The organism is Kitasatospora sp. NPDC001660 (assembly GCF_053596725.1).
This window is the reverse complement of record NZ_JBSFGU010000007.1, coordinates 82690-97902: the sequence shown is the minus strand read 5'-3', so window position 1 is coordinate 97902 and position 15213 is coordinate 82690. Positions and strand designations below refer to the sequence as shown.

Below are 15213 nucleotides of genomic sequence, written 5' to 3'. Positions count from 1 at the left end.
GCTCCATGGCACCCACCGCAACGATGCCGTCGGCGCCGACGAAGCGCCCGGGATGGGGACCACCGCCGGGAGGGCCCCAACGAGGTTGACTGCGCCTGCTCAGTTCAGACGCCGCCGGCAGTAGGAGATCGTGACGACCACGAGCAGTGGTCCCCATAGCAGCAGTGGTGCCGCGCGGGGGATGGAGGACTTCGGCCTCGACCGGACAGCCGCCGACGCCCGACCGCCCGCATGCCGGCCGAGTCCCGGGGATCGCCTGCGGACATGGCGCGAGGGCGTCCACCAGGACCCCGCCGGGCGACTCCCCACGACCGCGGCCGGATATGATCCGCTGCGATTCCGGACGCTGGCACATACCCGAGGCACCATTGCCGCCGCACCCGTTCCACCGCGCCCCGTACCACCGCCCGACCCGCTGGGAGCCAGCATGACCGCACAGCCCGACGGCGCCCAGCCGTTCTCCGCCTACGAGGCGCTGTCCCCCGAGGACCCCCGTGAGGTCGGCGGCTACCGCCTGTGCGCGCGGCTCGGTGCGGGCGGGATGGGCCGCGTCTACCTGGCCTACACGCCCGGCGGGCGCCCGGTCGCGCTCAAGGTGGTCCGGCCCGAACTCGCCGAGGACCCCGAGTTCCGGCACCGTTTCGCCCGGGAAGTCGCCAACGCCCGGCGCATCCACGGCCTCTACACCGCCCAGGTCGTCGACTCGGGCACCGACGCCCCCGCCCCCTGGCTCACCACCACGTTCGTGCCCGGCCCCTCCCTCCACCAGGTCGTCCGCCGTCACGGCCCGCTGCCCGAACGCACCGTCCTGCTCCTGCTCGCGGGCATCGCCGAGGCCCTGCAAGCGATCCACGCCGCAGGTGTCGTCCACCGCGACCTCAAGCCCGGCAACGTCCTCGTCGCCGCCGACGGCCCCCGCGTCATCGACTTCGGCATCGCCCGCGCCGCCGACGCCAGCCCGCTCACCGGCACCGGCCTGCGCATCGGCTCACCCGGCTTCATGGCCCCCGAACAGGCCCTCGGCCGGCCCGCCACCCCGGCCACAGACGTCTTCGCCCTCGGCGCCCTGACCGCCTTCATCGCCTCCGGCAGGACCCCCTTCGGCGACGGGCCCGAACAGGTCTCGCTCTACCGGGCGGTCCACGAGGAGCCCGACCTGTCCGCTCTTCCGCACGGCCTGCACGACCTCGTCCGGCACTGCCTGGCCAAGAACCCCGACGACCGGCCGGGCACCGCCTGGCTGATCGAGGCCGCCCGCCGCCATCCCGCCACTGGCGGCGAACTGCGCTTCACCGACGGCTGGCTGCCCCCACAGGTCAGCAGCGAACTGAACCGCCGCTCCAACCTTCCGACCGCGCCCGCACCGCCCGCCACCGTCCTCGACCCGGCAAGCGCCGCGGCCGCACCCGTCCCGCCCGCCCCCGCACCCACCCGCCCAGAAGCGGAGCCGGCCCGCCCGGAACCCGCCCGCGCCGGCCGCCGGGGCGAGGGCACCGCGCGCCGGGGCACCCGCACGGCGCTCCTGACGACCACGGCCCTGCTCGTCGGCGCCGCGGCGGCCTTCTTCCTGCTCGACTACTTCGAGTACTTCGACGACTCCGCCGAACAGCCAACCGCCGCCACCGCGCCCGCCCCCACCCCTTCCTCCGCGTCCCCGCAGCAGACCGCCGCCTCCGGCTACACCGTCGCCTACACCGACCGCGAACTCACCTCTCCCGACCGCGACCACGAGTTCGACCTCAGAGCCGGGAAGGTCACCCAGGACGCCTCCAGCTGGTACCTGGCCCGCCAGTCCGGCGCCTTCTCCATCCCCGAGGACAGCGACGCCTACATCGCCCCGCCCGGCCCCCTCACGCTCCCCGACTGCCTCACGGGCATCGACACCAAGCCCACCTCCGCCCTGCCCTTCACCACCCTGCGCGCCGACCGCAGCTTCTGCGTCAGCTCCCACGGCGGCCAGGACATCGCCATCATCCGCACACTCGCCACCGCCACGGACGACGGCCCGGTCAAGGTCTCCGTCACCGCCTACCGCCGTAGCGCCTGACCACCGGACGGTCCGGGCCGGGAGTCAGGTGGCCAGGAAGCGCTCCCGGTGCACCTGCTCCGGAGGCACCCCGCCCGGTAGGCGGCGGCCGGCATCCAGCAGACCGTTGACGACCACCTCGGAGACGTCACTGCGCAGCTGCTGGGCGAGCCGCCGGAGCAGGGCTCGTCAGGCCGCGGTGAGGCGCGTGGTCACCATGACCTCCTCGCACTCCACAGCGCACTCCTGCGCTCAGGCGGTCGTTCCACGGCAGCTTCGCGCCACCAGCGGGTTCGCAACAGGGTCGAACGACCCCAGACACCGCCCGGCCGGCCAACCTACGGTGGCGTTACCTACGGAACCGTAGGTTCTGTCGTCCGTCCTGGAAGTTGGAGCACGTGAGCACCACCCCCGCCCGCCCCCTGTCGACCGACGTCCGCTTGCTGCACGACCTGGAGGAGGTCGTCGAACGAGAGCTCAACCGTCACCTGCGCGTCTTCAAGGAGTGGATGCCGCACGAGTACGTGCCCTGGAGCCGGGGACGGGACTTCGACGGCCCGCTCGGCGGCGAGCCCTGGTCGGCCGAGCAGTCCCCGCTCACCGCAGTGAGCCGCGTGTCGCTGGTGGTGAACCTGCTCACCGAGGACAACCTGCCCAGCTACCACCACGAGATCGCCACCCTGTTCGGCCGCGACGGCGCCTGGGGCACCTGGGTGCACCAGTGGACCGCCGAGGAGGCCCGGCACTCCATGGTGCTGCGCGATTACCTGGTCGCCTCGCGCGCGGTGGACCCGGTGGCGCTGGAGCGGGCGCGCATGTCGCACATGCAGAACGGCTTCGTCTCCGACAACCGGCACTCCCCGCTCCACACGGTCGCCTACGTCGCCTTCCAGGAACTGGCCACCCGCATCTCGCACCGCAACACCGGCCACGAGTCCGGGGATCCCGTCTGCGACCGGATGCTGGCCCAGGTGGCCAACGACGAGAACCTGCACATGATCTTCTACCGCAATCTGCTCAAGGCCGCCTTCGAGCTCGCCCCCGACCAGGCCATGCAGGCCGTCAACGAGGTCGTGACCACCTTCCGCATGCCCGGACACGGCATGCCCGGCTTCGAACGCGCCGCCGCGCAGATCGCCCTCGGCGGCGTCTACAACCTGCGCGTCCACCACGACGACGTCCTCCAGCCGGTCCTGCGCCACCTCGGGATCGCGGAGATGAGCGGGCTCGGCCCCGACGGGCTCAAGGCCCAGCAGGACCTGGGCGTGTATCTCGACGGCCTGGCCGCCCAGGCCAGGAGGTTCGACGAGCGCCGGGCCGCGATCCTCAGCCGCCGCACCGGGGCCCGCGGCTGAGCCGTCGCTTGCCGGAAGGCAGGTGATGTCGCCGACGTACCCGGTGTTCGGCGCCTGGGCGGTGAACTTCCGCCGGAGCAGGTCCGGCACCGGGGCGGCCTCGGACGGTGCCGTGGTGTTCCTGCGCGAGGGGTGGTTCAGCGGACCCAGGCGCCGGTGAGGTGCTGGACGGCGGAGCCGTCGAGGTCGGCGAGCGTGGTGGCGACGAAGTCGCGGGCCCACTGCGAGGTCTGGATGCGGAAGGCCGGCTGGTCGGCGGTCAGGGCCTCGATGATCGGGGCGGCGGCCTCGGCCGGGGTCTGCGCGTTGCCGTAGGACTGCTGGGTGCGGGCGATGTACGCCTGGAGGGCCGGGGCGTAGGGCCCGGCCGCGGCGAGCAGGGCGGGCACGTCCAGGTCGAGGTTGGCGACGAACTCGCTCGCGACCGCGCCCGGTTCGACGACGGTGACGTCGACGCCGACGGTGGCAGCCACGGGGGCGAGGGACTGCATGAAGCCCTCGACGGCGAACTTGGCCGCGCAGTAGGCCTCGTTGAAGGGCTGGCCGAGGACGCCGCCGACGCTGGTGACGGTGATCACGCGGCCCTGGGAGGCGCGCAGGTGGGGCAGGGCGGCACGGGTGGTGGCGACGACGCCGAAGAAGTTGACCTCCATGGCGTTGCGGACCTCGTCGAGGCTCATCAGTTCGACGGTGCCGACCTGGGCGGCGCCGGCGTTGTTGACCAGGGCGTCGAGGCGGCCGTGCTCGGCGATCACCTCGTCGAGGCAGGCGGTGATGCTCTCGGGGTCGGTCACGTCCAGGCGCTTGACCTGGATGCGGTCGGTGACGTCGTTCTCGGCGGCGGCCTTGAGCAGCGCATCGGCCTTGCCCGTGTCGCGCATGGTGGCGATGGTGGTCCAGCCGGCCCGGGCGGCGCCGATGGCGGCGGCCAGGCCGATGCCGGAGGACGTGCCGGTGATCAGGACGGTCTTCGGGGAGGTCATGAGGGTTCTCCTTGTCAAGCGTGCTGGCGCTGGCCAATAACCGGGGAGCTCCCCGGTTAGCTGCAACCGTAACCGGAGAACTCCCCGGTTGTCCAAAGTAGACTGATCACCTGACGAAGGGAGCAGCCTTGACCACCCAGCCGAGCGTGTTGCGTGCCGATGCCCGCCGCAACCGGGAGCGCATCCTCGAAGCGGCCGTGCGCGCCTTCTCCGAGAAGGGCGCGGACGTTGCGATCGACACGATCGCCAAGGCCGCGGGCGTCGGCTCGGCCACGCTCTACCGCCACTTCCCCACCCGCGAGGCGCTCGTCGAGGCCGCCTACCGCAACGAGCTGGCCCGGGTCTGCGACAGCGCCGCCGAGCTGCTCGCCGACTTCCCGCCGGACCGGGCGATGCGCCTGTGGATGGACAGGTTCATCGACTACCTGGCCGCCAAGCAGGGCATGGCGGACGCCCTGCGGGCCGCGGTCGCCTCGGGCGCGGACCCCTTCGCCGAGACCCTCGACAAGCTCGGCACCGCGATCGGCACCCTGCTGCACGCCGGCGCCGAAGCCGGTCTCCTGCGTCCGGACGTCGACCCCCTCGACGTCGGCCTCAGCCTCAGCGGCGTCGCACTGATCACCAGCACTCCCGCCCAACGCGAACGGGCCGGCCGCCTCCTCGACCTGCTCCTCGACGGGCTCCGCTACGGAGCGGACCGATAACGGCGGTTCACCGCGGGTTCCGTTCTCCGGCCACCTCCGCACGCCGGCCGCTGCCGCGCGACCGGGCGCTCGCGGCGGCACGCTGAGTCCGCGGAGGAAGGAGATCCATGGCGCGGCACGCCGATGCCCCCAGGCCGGACCGGCACCGCCTCGCGCCCGCGCTGCCCGGGTTTGCGGTGCTCAGGCGCTACCGGCGCGAGTGGCTGCGCGGGGACCTGCCGGCCGGCCTGACCCTGTGGAGGCGTACCAGGCGTGGCGCGCCGACCACGGGGGTGGTACGGACACCGCGTGACATGGTGGACGCCCCGTGCGCCATGGCCGTCGCGTTCATCCACCGCTACCGGGTGGTTGGTTGACGCGCTGCCACGGCCGGAGGGCGAACGCACCGGCGCCCTCCGGCAGGTTCCGGCTCCGACACCTGCCGCGTCATGTGGATAGTCCCTCCCGTGACCTCAGGGACAACCCGCCACAGGTGGCGGTCCGCGCTTCGCGCCTTCCTTCTGTTCCTCGTGTGCGGTGGGGCCGCCCTCTTCGTCTGCGGGATCGTGACACCTCGGCCCGCGGGTGTGGTGCCGTGGGGCGGGCTCCTGTTCGGGGCGGCCGTGTGCGCGACGCTCACCGCGGCGTTCCCACCGCGACGACGCCGCTGAACCTCCCCTGTGGAAGGCCGACGGGTCACGGCGTCCCGAGGGCGGCCTCCTCCCGGTCAAGGTCGTGCTGGAGGCGGCGGCGCGTGGTGTCGCTGATGCGGTGCTCGTCGTACAGACGGCGCAGTTCGGTGCTCTGGGCGGCGATGACCTCGCGCCGCAGCTGGCGGTACGCGGCGTCGGCGGTGGTGCCGTCGGAAGTCTCGGGGGTGCGGTCCAGGCGGGCGGTCAGGGCCCGGCGGACGCGGTCGACGGCGATGTCGGACAGGGCCTCCAGCTCCGCGAGGTCTTCGACGTGGTCGAGGGCTGCGCGGTTCAGGGCGTCGCGGGCGTCGTCCTCCTCGCGGACGGTGTGCTCGGGCTCCAGGGCGAGGCCGGAGCGGTTGACCACGGCGGCCAGGGTGAACCCCTGGACGACCAGGGTGAACACGACGACGGCGGTGGTCAGCACCAGAACCAGCGGCCGTCCGGCGAGCTTCGTGCCGTCACCGGTGACCAGCGGGATGGACAGGGCCGCGGCCAGCGGCATCACGCCCCGGGTGCCGGCCCAGGTGACCACCCCGGCCACCCGCCAGGACAGTCGGCCGCGGGTGGGCTTGACCGCCCGGGTCAGCGGCAGCGTGGAGAGCACGCGTACCGCGATCAGCACGGCGGCCAGGGCAAGCGCCTGGAGCGGCCACCATTCGGTGCCGGCCGGCAGATCCCGCACCAGCGTCGGCAGTTCCAGGCCGACGATGCTGAACACGACGCTCTCCAGCAGGAACACCACCACCGCGTGGACGGCGTTCAGCTGGAGCCGGATGTGGGCGTCGGTGAGCCGGTGCCCGGAGCGGCCGAGCAGCACGCCGGCGACGACCACCGAGGTCACGCCGGAGGTGTGCACGGACTCGGCCAGGACGTAGGCCGCGTACGGGGTGACCAGGACGATCACGGTCTCCAGGACCGGATCGACGGTGCGGCGGCGCACCAGCCACACCAGGCCCGCGACAGCGGCACCGACCAGGCTCCCGCCTCCACCGAGCACCAGGAACTCCCCGCCCGCCGCGGGCACGCTCACCGAGGCGCCGACGGCCACCGCGATACCGACGGCCACCTTGAACAGCACCAGCGAGGTGGCGTCGTTGAACAGGCTCTCCGCCTGCACCAGCACCTGCACGCGCCCCGGCAGGGCCAGGCGCCGACCGAGCGCGGTGACCGCGACCGGGTCGGTGCTGGACAGCACGGCCCCCAGCACGAACGCCATGGCGGGCGGCAGACCCGCGAGCGCGACGGCCGCGAACCCCACGGCGGCGGCCGAGGCGAAGACCAGGCCGAACGAGAGGATCGTCACCGGGCGCCACACCATGCGCAGGTCCCGCAGGGACAGCTCCTCGGCGGAGGCGTACAGCAACGGCGGAAGGACCACCATGGCGATCGCCTGCGGAGGGACGTGCAGCGCCGGAACGCCGGGTATCAGTGCCACCCCGACGCCTGCCAGGACCAGCAGCGAGGGCGCGGGCACGCGCAGACGCCGGGCGAAGGTGGCCACCGCCGTAGCCAGAACCACCAGGACGAGAACGATCCCCACAACGTGCATCGACGGAATTGACCCCATCACGACGAGCGGGGTCACCGCCGCCCGATCGCCGCAGTCGTCCCCCGAGCCGACCAGGCTTCCCGGCACACCAGCGGTCATTTTATCGCGACATTAGCGGGGAGCGACAGCGCATATTCACACGTCACCGGAGCGCTGCCGGCGCGAACGGGGCGCGACCGCCTCGACCGGCCTTCCGGCGCGGCGCTGCACGAGCGGGGACGACCACGGAGATGAAGGTGGCCCACTCCCCGTGGCGCTCACACGCTGCCGGCCAGGGTGGACAGGGTCTCCGCCTCGGCGGTGGCACGCGCGGCCCGGGCGCGAGCACATGCACCCCGGCGCAACTGCCGCCCTGTCAAGACGAAACGTCGCACGCCTTTGACCGCTGGGCGGCGCGGGATCGGTATCGTCCGCCCCAACACCACCGGACTGCGCAGGGCAGCCCGCACGGAGGAGGACCACCATGGCCGATCGCGGCTCCGCATCGCGACCGCCGCAGGCACACCGTCCGGTTGCGCGGGGGACGGCGGGCCTCGCGCTCGTGGTCGGGGCTCTCGGCGTGGTCTTCGGGGACATCGGGACCAGCCCGATCTACACCCTCCAGACCGTGTTCAACCCGGACGACCCGCACCCCGTCCCGGTCACCACGCAGAACGTGTACGGGGTGGTGTCGCTCGTCTTCTGGTCGGTGGTGATCATCGTCCTGGTCACCTACGTGCTGCTGGCGATGCGCGCCGACAACGACGGTGAGGGCGGCATCATGGCGCTGATCACCCTGCTGCGGCAATCGGGCGCTCAGCGGGGCCGCCGGACCACCGCCGTGCTGGCCGCGCTCGGCATCTTCGGCGCGTCGTTGTTCTTCGGCGACAGCATGATCACCCCGGCGATCTCGGTGCTGTCCGCAGTCGAGGGGCTCAAGGTCGTCGAGCCGCCCCTGGAAAGCGCCGTGGTGCCGCTCACCGCGGCGATCATCGTGATGCTGTTCCTGGTGCAGCGCAGAGGAACCGCCGCAGTGGGCAAGGTGTTCGGACCCGTGATGATCGCCTGGTTCGTCGCCATCGGCGCATGCGGCGTATCCGGCATCGCCGACCACCCGCAGATCCTCCGGGCACTCTCGCCGAGCTACGCCCTGACCTTTCTGACCGGCCATTTCGGCACCGCCTTCTTCGCCCTGGCCGCGGTCGTCCTCGCGGTCACCGGCGCCGAGGCGCTCTACGCCGACATGGGCCACTTCGGCCGCCGGTCGATCACCCGCGGCTGGCTGTTCCTCGTCTTCCCCGCCTGCGTTCTCAGCTACCTCGGCCAGGGCGCGCTGATCCTCGCCGATCCGGCCAACATCAGCAGCCCGTTCTTCCTGCTCGTGCCCGGCTGGGGACGGTGGCCGATGGTCCTGCTCGCCACGGCGGCCACCGTGATCGCCTCCCAGGCAGTGATCACCGGCGCGTACTCCGTCACCTCCCAGGCCGCCCAGCTCGGCTACCTGCCGAGGCTGCGGATCGCCCACACCTCCGAGTCCACCATCGGGCAGATCTACGTCCCCTGGATCAACTGGCTGCTGATGGTCTCGGTCCTCACCCTGGTCTTCGCCTTCCGCAGCTCCACCGCACTGGCCTTCGCGTTCGGCATGGCGGTCACCGGGACCATCACCATCAGCACCCTGCTGTTCTTCTACGTCGCGCGGGCCCGCTGGCACACGCCGGTGTGGCTGGTCGCCGTCGGAGCGACCGTGCTGCTCACGGTGGACCTGCTGTTCGTGGCGGCCAACGCGACCAAACTCCTGCACGGCGCTTGGCTGCCGCTGCTGATCGGCCTCACCGCGTTCACCGTCATGACCACCTGGCAGCGCGGCCGGGAGATCGTCACCGCAGAACGCGAGCGGCACGAAGGCCCGCTGCGCGAGTTCGTCGACCAACTCCACAGCGGGCAGGTGCCGGCGATCCGGGTCCCCGGCACCGCGGTCTTCCTCAACCGGGGCAAGCGGACCGCCCCACTGGCCATGCGGGCCAACGTCGAGCACAACCACGTCCGGCACGACCACGTGGTGATCCTGTCCATCGAGACCGAGCCCGTGCCGCGGATCCCGGCGGACCAGCGGACCGTGGTCGACGACCTCGGCTACGCCGAGGACGGGATCATCCACGTCACCGCCCGGTTCGGCTACATGGAGACACCGGACGTGTCCAGCGCGCTGGCAACGCTCGACCCGGCCGCAACCGAGGGCCGGCTCCGGCTCGACCAGACCTCCTACTTCCTGTCGAAGATCGAGATCCGGCGCGGTAAGGCACCGACCATGGCGCCCTGGCGCAAGCGGCTGTTCGTCGCCACCTCCTACATCACCGCCGACGCCGCCGAGTACTTCGGCCTCCCCCGCGACCGCACGGTGATCATGGGCTCGCACATCGAGGTGTAGCCGCGCCGGCCGACGAGGCGTCAGCGTCGCGGGGTCACGGCGGTGCCGTATGCGGATGGACGGGACGGCCAGGGTCGAACGGGGAGAGCCCGTCGGTCTGGTCGAGGGGCTGCACACCCGAACTGCTGCGGCCCGCCGTGGTCTTCTCGGCCACCACCGTCGTCGCGGGCATCGTCGTCACCTTCCTGCCGCTCGCGGTGCCCGCTTCGCAGACGGGCCTGATCGCCCTGGCGCTGTTCGCCCGGCCGCGGCAGCCACAGTCGCCCGCTGGCCGGCGAGCCGGTACGGTGACCGGCGCGGCCCCGCCACTCTGGTCCACGGGCGCCCTCGCCTTCGGCTGGCTGGTGGGACGGATCGGCTACGCCTGGGCCTTCACCCTCACCGGCGCCGCGATGCTGACCGTTCTCGCCCCGGCCTGGCGCGACCGCCAGGCCACCGCCCGCGCCGGGTCGAACGCGGCCGCGCCGATGAGCCCACCCTTGCGGTGAACGACTGCCGCGACCGGCGAGTCGCAAGATCCGTGACGAGCATCTGGATCCAGCCCACCAGCCTGTTCGTTGGTGCGGTGCGGGTCGCCGGACTCCACCCGTCCTTCCGCATCGAGATCGGCGCCCTCGCCGCCCTGCCTGCCGGCGCGTGAAAATGCAGCGGCCGCAGCGATCCGCCTGCCGCCCTCGACCGGCGGTAGCGGTCCCGAGAATCCGGCGTCGGCACGCCGGCGCAATCCGTTCCGCGAGTGAATCCGTTCACGAATCAGCATGAAAACAGCGGCCGGCGGAGAATTCCCGCCGGCCGCCATACCCTCAGGTCATCACACCGCCGGGAAAGGATCCAGGTCCGGCGTCAGCAGCTGACCGGCCGCCGGCGCCTTCTGGTCCACCAGGTAGCGGGTGACCAGCTCGTTCAGCGCCTTGCTGCGGCCGACCGCGCAGTGCTCGATCGAGTCGACGCTGACCAGCACGGCGTTGCCCAGCTCCTGCTGCATCCGCTGCGCGAACGTGTACTGGGTGGCCGGGTCGTAGAGGTTGCCGATCACCATCACGGTGTTGGCGGTCTTCCGGTCCCACGGACCGGTGAAACGCTCGGCGTCGACCGCCGGGGCCGGCCAGCTCGCGCACGCGGGCGCGTCGAAGGCCTGGAAGCGACCGAAGGTGGGCGACTCCTCCTCCCACTTCCGGGCGGCGTTGGCGAAGGCCCGGTCGTTCGACGGGTACGGCTTGTCCTGGCAGTTGACGGCCAGGTACGAGTCGTCACCGGTGTACTCCGAGTCCGCCGGCGCCTCGCGCAGCGCGTGCGGCACGGCCACCGCGAGCCGGCTCGCGTCGTCCTCGGTGGTCGCCTTCGGCGCCAGCAGCGCGGCCGCGGCCGGCTTCTCGACCGCCTGGTACAGCGCCTGGAGCTGCTTGGCCAGGCCGGCCAGCCGGGACTGCGAGTACAGCGCGTTGGCGACCTGGTCGGTGAACGTGCTCAGGGTGACCTTGCTGCCGTTGGCCAGCGTGACCGGGCCGGTGCGCAGGTGGTCGCGCAGCCCGTCGAACTTGGCCCGGGTGTCGCCCTCGCCGAAGGCGCAGCGCGGGGCGCCCGCGCTCTGGCAGCGCTTCAGGAACTCGTCCAGCGCGATCTCGAAGCCGCCGGCCCGCTGCCGGTCGTACTCCATGCCGTCGCTCAGCCGGAGGTCCGGGTCGACGTTGCCGTCGACGATGATCGCGCGGACCTTGTTCGGGTACATGGCGGCGTACGTGGAGCCGATGAGGGTGCCGTACGAGAAGCCGGCGAAGGTGAGCTGGGAGTCGCCGACGGCGCGGCGCATCCGGTCGAGGTCGCGGACCACGTTGATGGTCGACATGTGCTCGATCAGCGGGCCGGCGTTCTTGCCGCAGGCGTCGGTGTAGTCCTGGTCGGCGTCCAGGGTCTGGTTGATCTCGGCCTTGGTGAGCGGCACGCCGACGAGCCGGGCCTGGAGGGCGTCCGCGTCCTCCTGCGTCTTGAAGCACTTGAGCGGGTTGCTCCGGGCGACGCCGCGCGGGTCGAACCCGATCAGGTCGAAGCGCGACTGGACCTCGGGGCCGAAGCGCGTGGTGGTGGCCCACAGGTAGCCGCTGCCGCCCGGGCCGCCGGGGTTGAGGAAGAGCGAGCCGATCCGCTTGGCCGGGTCGCTCGCCCGGCGGCGCATCATCGCGATGCCGACCTTCTCACCGGACGGGTTGTCGTAGTCCATCGGCACGGGGTAGACGGCGCAGTCGTAGACACCGGGATCCGGCTTGCTCGGGTCGGGGTTGCACGGTGTCCAGGCGACGGGGTCGACCTTCGCCTCGGCCGTCCCCGGCGCCAGGTCTACCGGCGCCGCGGACGCGGCCACGGCGCTGCCGGTGACCAGGGCGAGTGCACAGGTGACCGCTCCGGCCAGCGTGGATATGCGGGACAAGGAACCTCCTCCGGAATGAAAGGGCGGCCCCAGCCTGTCAGCCCGTGATCTCCGTGTGAAGACCTTGGAGCTCCGTAAATCCGCTGCGGATTATTCTGTGAATAACGGGACTTGACGGTTGATTTACTCCGCGAATCGGCCGGGAGAGGTCGTCCTCGGCGAGCGCCCGGTGGACGGCGTTCACCGCGCGCCGCGGCCCGACCAGGTCCTCGATCCGCTCGAACCGGCGCTCCTCGATCGGGCCGAGCCGCTCCGCCCGGCCCTGAACGTCCGCGAGCCCGTGGTCGCGGGAGGCGCACGCCAGGAGGTGGTTCATTTCCGCGCAGCAGCTCCGCACAGGCCGCTCCGCGCAGGCAGCGATCAACTCTCCGGCCAGCGCCCGCCGATGGGCTCCCGCGTGACGGCGGGCCAGTGCGTCGATGAACACCTGCCTACCCGTCCACCATGCTCGCCCCCTCGCCGCCCTCCCGTCAGGCGCGCAGCGCAGCGGAGACCAGGCCGCGGATCTCGTCCTCCCGGACCTCGCCGCCGCCCACCAGGCGGTCGAAGACCAACCCGTCGATGCAGGCCAGCAGGGTCGTCGTCCGCTCGACCGGTTCGGCGACGCCCCGCTCGACGAGAAAGGCGCGGACAACGGCACGCCCCGCGTTCTCGCGGGGGACGAGGATCTCGCGCAGCTCGGGATCACGGACACTCTCCACCGCACACGCGTAACGCGCGAGCGAGCGGCGGCGCCCCTCGCCGACGAGCCGACGCCGCGTCAACTCGCCGATGGCATCGACCAATTCATCAACAGTCCGAACCAGTGACGCCTGCTCCCCCAAGGACTGCAGCTCGCCCTGGTCCAGCTCGACCAGACGCCTCACCAAGGCCGTGAGCAGCGCCTGCCGCGTACGCAGGTAGGCCGACGTGGTACCGGCCGGCATCCCCGCCGCCGCGTCCACCGCGCGATGCGTCAGCCCCCGCACCCCGGCGTCGGCGAGCACCCCGATCGCCGCGTCCGCCAGCACCGTCCGCCGATCGCGCGTCTCACCCTGCTTCTGCCCCATCCCTCCTTTCTACCTGGTCCCGAACACCACCTCACCCACAGCAACCGCCCCCCACCAGCCCCCCGTAAGCCCGTAGTACCCTCCTTCTACAGCTGTAGAAAACAGCACCGCGGCACGGGAAGGGGCCGGCCATGAGCAACGACAGCGCAGTGGTGGTCGGGGGCGGTATCGGCGGCCTGGCCGCCGCGATCGGGCTCCGGCTGGTGGGGTGGGACGTGACCGTCGTCGAGCGGGCCGCGGTCCTGGACGACGCGGGCGCGGGCATCTCGCTGCACGCCAACGGCATGCGCTCGCTCGCCACGCTCGGCGTCGCCGACGCGGTCGAGGCGGCCTCCCGCCGCCAGTACACCGGCGGCACCCGGACGCCGGACGGTCGCCGCCTCGCCCTGATGGACGGCGTCGCCCTGGAGCGCGAGCTCGGCGTGCCGATCGTCGGCATCCCGCGCGCCGACCTGCACCGGATCCTGCGCGACGCGATACCCGCCGAGTGCCTCGTGATCGGCGAGGAGGTCACGGACGTGGCCACCGTCTCGCCGTCCCGGGCCCGGGTGACCTACGGCGACACCGCCCACGAGGCGGACCTCGTCGTGGCCGCCGACGGCATCAACAGCAAGCTGCGCCGCCGCCTGTTCCCCTCCCACCCCGGCCCGGTCCACGCCGGCTCGACCGTCCTGCGGGCGATCACGGACCATCCGGTCGAAGGCCTGACCGGCGACTTCGAGCTGACCTGGGGCCACGGCGCCGAGTTCGGCCACATCGCGTTCCCGGACGGCCGGGCCGAGTGGCACGCCGTCCTCAACGCCCCGGCCGGCGTCCGTTACCGGGACCCCCTCGCCGAAGTCCGCCGCCGGTTCGCCCGCTGGCACGAGCCGATCCCGGCGCTGCTGGCCGCGACCCGGCCGGAGGCCGTCCTGCACCACGACGTCAACGAGCTCGCGACTCCCCTCCCCTCCTTCGCCGTCGGTCGGATCGCCCTGCTCGGCGACGCGGCCCACGCCATGACGCCCCACCTCGGCCAGGGCGCCTGCCAGGCCCTGGAGGACGCGGTGACGCTCGCGGCCGCCGTCGCCGACAGCAGCAACCTCGAAACCGCACTCACCCGCTACGACGCCGCACGCCGCCCCCGCACCCTGACGGTGGCTCGCGACGCCCGCCGAGCGGGCCGGATGGGGCCGCAGCTGGCCAACCCGATCGCCGTGGGCCTGCGCAACGCGGCGATCCGCCTCACCCCGCCCGGCGCGATGGTCCGCACCGTCCTGAAGCACGCCGACTGGACCCCGCCCCACCTCGCGCCGCGCGCCGTGTAGCACCGGCGGGGCGAGCCCGAAGGCTCCGCCCCGGCGTGCGCGCAGTGCCAACGGGGCACGCCCGGACCGCCGGGCTTGACCGAGCAACTGATTAGCCGCCATATTAAATCCATGACGCAGCAACCAGGCGCCGGTCACGGCGCCCCCACCCTCGACCAGGCGCGCCGCCAGATCGCCCGCTACGGCCTCTCGGCCGACCCGCAGGCGGTGCTGGTGGCGGCCAGGCTGATGACGGCGGGCGCCAGGCTCGGGCAGGCCGGCGAGGCGCACTTCGGCCGGTTCGGGCTCTCCACCGGCCGCTACCGACTGCTGGCCGACCTGGAGGACCACGGCGGCGAGAAGTCACCCTCCCGGCTCGCGGCGAGCCTCGGCGTGTCACGGGCGACCGTGACCGGACTGGTCGACGGACTCGAACGGGAGGGCCTAGTGGCCCGCCGCCCGTCCACCGAGGACGGCCGGGGCAACGTGGTGATCCTCACCGCGCGCGGCGCCCAACGGCTGCGCGACATGGCGCCCGAGCACTACAGCCGGATGCAGGCCATGGTCGACGGCCTCTCGGTCGAGGAGCGCACGACCTTCCTCGACCTCCTGGCCCGCGTGGTCGAGGGCATCGACGCACTGACCAGCGACTGATCACCCCCGACAGGCCGCAGCAACCCGCTGCGGCCCACCTCACACCCAAAAAGTTAGCCAACTAATCAGATTCCACCCTAATAGTTAGCCACCTCATC

At 72.3% G+C, this 15213-nt stretch carries 13 protein-coding genes; 8 read left to right on the top strand and 5 right to left on the bottom strand.

Translation table 11 applies throughout. From position 1 onward, the window contains the following. Positions 1 to 427 precede the first annotated feature (427 nt). Together ACWCXH_RS10505 and ACWCXH_RS10500 are read left to right on the top strand one after the other, a co-directional pair. A complete protein-coding gene (locus ACWCXH_RS10505; RefSeq protein WP_449800990.1) occupies positions 428 to 2047 on the top strand; it encodes a serine/threonine-protein kinase in 1620 nt (539 codons plus the stop codon). A 377-nt stretch (positions 2048 to 2424) separates the two neighbouring features. After that, on the top strand, positions 2425 to 3381 hold the full coding sequence (locus tag ACWCXH_RS10500) for an acyl-ACP desaturase (protein WP_449800989.1): 957 nt from the start codon (positions 2425 to 2427) through the stop codon (positions 3379 to 3381). A gap of 137 nt (positions 3382 to 3518) precedes the next feature. Here the strand turns inward: ACWCXH_RS10500 and ACWCXH_RS10495 are convergent, their stop codons facing one another. Continuing rightward, entirely contained in the window at positions 3519 to 4364 is an 846-nt protein-coding gene (locus ACWCXH_RS10495) for an SDR family NAD(P)-dependent oxidoreductase (RefSeq protein ID WP_449800988.1), read from the bottom strand. A 128-nt stretch (positions 4365 to 4492) separates the two neighbouring features. Between ACWCXH_RS10495 and ACWCXH_RS10490 the strand changes: the two genes are divergently transcribed. Together ACWCXH_RS10490 and ACWCXH_RS10485 are read left to right on the top strand one after the other, a co-directional pair. Then, positions 4493 to 5068 (top strand): TetR/AcrR family transcriptional regulator, encoded by a 576-nt coding sequence (locus tag ACWCXH_RS10490; RefSeq protein WP_449800987.1) that lies wholly within the window; start codon positions 4493 to 4495, stop codon positions 5066 to 5068. 107 nt (positions 5069 to 5175) lie between these two features. Further along, positions 5176 to 5424 carry a hypothetical protein gene (locus ACWCXH_RS10485; RefSeq protein WP_449800986.1) on the top strand — a complete coding sequence of 83 codons (249 nt, stop codon included), beginning with the start codon at positions 5176 to 5178 and terminating at the stop codon, positions 5422 to 5424. Between the two features lie 319 nt (positions 5425 to 5743). Here ACWCXH_RS10485 and ACWCXH_RS10480 read toward each other — a convergent pair whose 3' ends face one another. Beyond that, positions 5744 to 7291, bottom strand: a complete 1548-nt coding sequence (locus ACWCXH_RS10480; protein ID WP_449800985.1) for a Na+/H+ antiporter — start codon at positions 7289 to 7291, stop codon at positions 5744 to 5746. 463 nt (positions 7292 to 7754) lie between these two features. Here ACWCXH_RS10480 and ACWCXH_RS10475 point away from each other — a divergent pair, with 463 nt between their 5' ends. Beyond that, positions 7755 to 9701, top strand: a complete 1947-nt coding sequence (locus ACWCXH_RS10475) for a potassium transporter Kup (protein ID WP_449800984.1) — start codon at positions 7755 to 7757, stop codon at positions 9699 to 9701. A 137-nt stretch (positions 9702 to 9838) separates the two neighbouring features. Continuing rightward, positions 9839 to 10189 (top strand): hypothetical protein, encoded by a 351-nt coding sequence (locus ACWCXH_RS10470; RefSeq protein WP_449800983.1) that lies wholly within the window; start codon positions 9839 to 9841, stop codon positions 10187 to 10189. 323 nt (positions 10190 to 10512) lie between these two features. On the opposite strand, the gene ACWCXH_RS10465 is transcribed toward ACWCXH_RS10470, so the two are convergent. From ACWCXH_RS10465 to ACWCXH_RS10455, 3 genes are read right to left on the bottom strand one after another with little or no spacing between them, the layout of a single operon-like run. Further along, on the bottom strand, positions 10513 to 12126 hold the full coding sequence (locus ACWCXH_RS10465; RefSeq protein WP_449800982.1) for an alpha/beta hydrolase: 1614 nt from the start codon (positions 12124 to 12126) through the stop codon (positions 10513 to 10515). Positions 12127 to 12163: 37 nt separating this feature from the next. Next, on the bottom strand, positions 12164 to 12553 hold the full coding sequence (locus ACWCXH_RS10460) for a hypothetical protein (RefSeq protein ID WP_449800981.1): 390 nt from the start codon (positions 12551 to 12553) through the stop codon (positions 12164 to 12166). 43 nt (positions 12554 to 12596) lie between these two features. Next, positions 12597 to 13175 carry a TetR/AcrR family transcriptional regulator gene (locus ACWCXH_RS10455; protein WP_449800980.1) on the bottom strand — a complete coding sequence of 193 codons (579 nt, stop codon included), beginning with the start codon at positions 13173 to 13175 and terminating at the stop codon, positions 12597 to 12599. 131 nt (positions 13176 to 13306) lie between these two features. Between ACWCXH_RS10455 and ACWCXH_RS10450 the strand changes: the two genes are divergently transcribed. Both ACWCXH_RS10450 and ACWCXH_RS10445 read left to right on the top strand, forming a co-directional pair. Continuing rightward, positions 13307 to 14482, top strand: a complete 1176-nt coding sequence (locus ACWCXH_RS10450; RefSeq protein WP_449800979.1) for an FAD-dependent monooxygenase — start codon at positions 13307 to 13309, stop codon at positions 14480 to 14482. A 111-nt stretch (positions 14483 to 14593) separates the two neighbouring features. Next, positions 14594 to 15115, top strand: coding sequence for a MarR family winged helix-turn-helix transcriptional regulator (locus ACWCXH_RS10445; protein WP_449800978.1), 522 nt, complete (start codon positions 14594 to 14596; stop codon positions 15113 to 15115). Positions 15116 to 15213: the final 98 nt, after the last annotated feature.

Excerpts from the sequence above, each read along its gene's own strand:
- ACWCXH_RS10505 (WP_449800990.1), top strand. The coding sequence starts at position 428 with ATGACCGCACAGCCCGACGGCGCCCAGCCGTTCTCCGCCTACGAGGCG.
- ACWCXH_RS10495 (WP_449800988.1), bottom strand. The coding sequence starts at position 4,364 with ATGACCTCCCCGAAGACCGTCCTGATCACCGGCACGTCCTCCGGCATC.
- ACWCXH_RS10485 (WP_449800986.1), top strand. The coding sequence starts at position 5,176 with ATGGCGCGGCACGCCGATGCCCCCAGGCCGGACCGGCACCGCCTCGCG.
- ACWCXH_RS10480 (WP_449800985.1), bottom strand. The coding sequence starts at position 7,291 with ATGCACGTTGTGGGGATCGTTCTCGTCCTGGTGGTTCTGGCTACGGCG.
- ACWCXH_RS10475 (WP_449800984.1), top strand. The coding sequence starts at position 7,755 with ATGGCCGATCGCGGCTCCGCATCGCGACCGCCGCAGGCACACCGTCCG.
- ACWCXH_RS10455 (WP_449800980.1), bottom strand. The coding sequence starts at position 13,175 with ATGGGGCAGAAGCAGGGTGAGACGCGCGATCGGCGGACGGTGCTGGCG.
- ACWCXH_RS10450 (WP_449800979.1), top strand. The coding sequence starts at position 13,307 with ATGAGCAACGACAGCGCAGTGGTGGTCGGGGGCGGTATCGGCGGCCTG.
- ACWCXH_RS10445 (WP_449800978.1), top strand. The coding sequence starts at position 14,594 with ATGACGCAGCAACCAGGCGCCGGTCACGGCGCCCCCACCCTCGACCAG.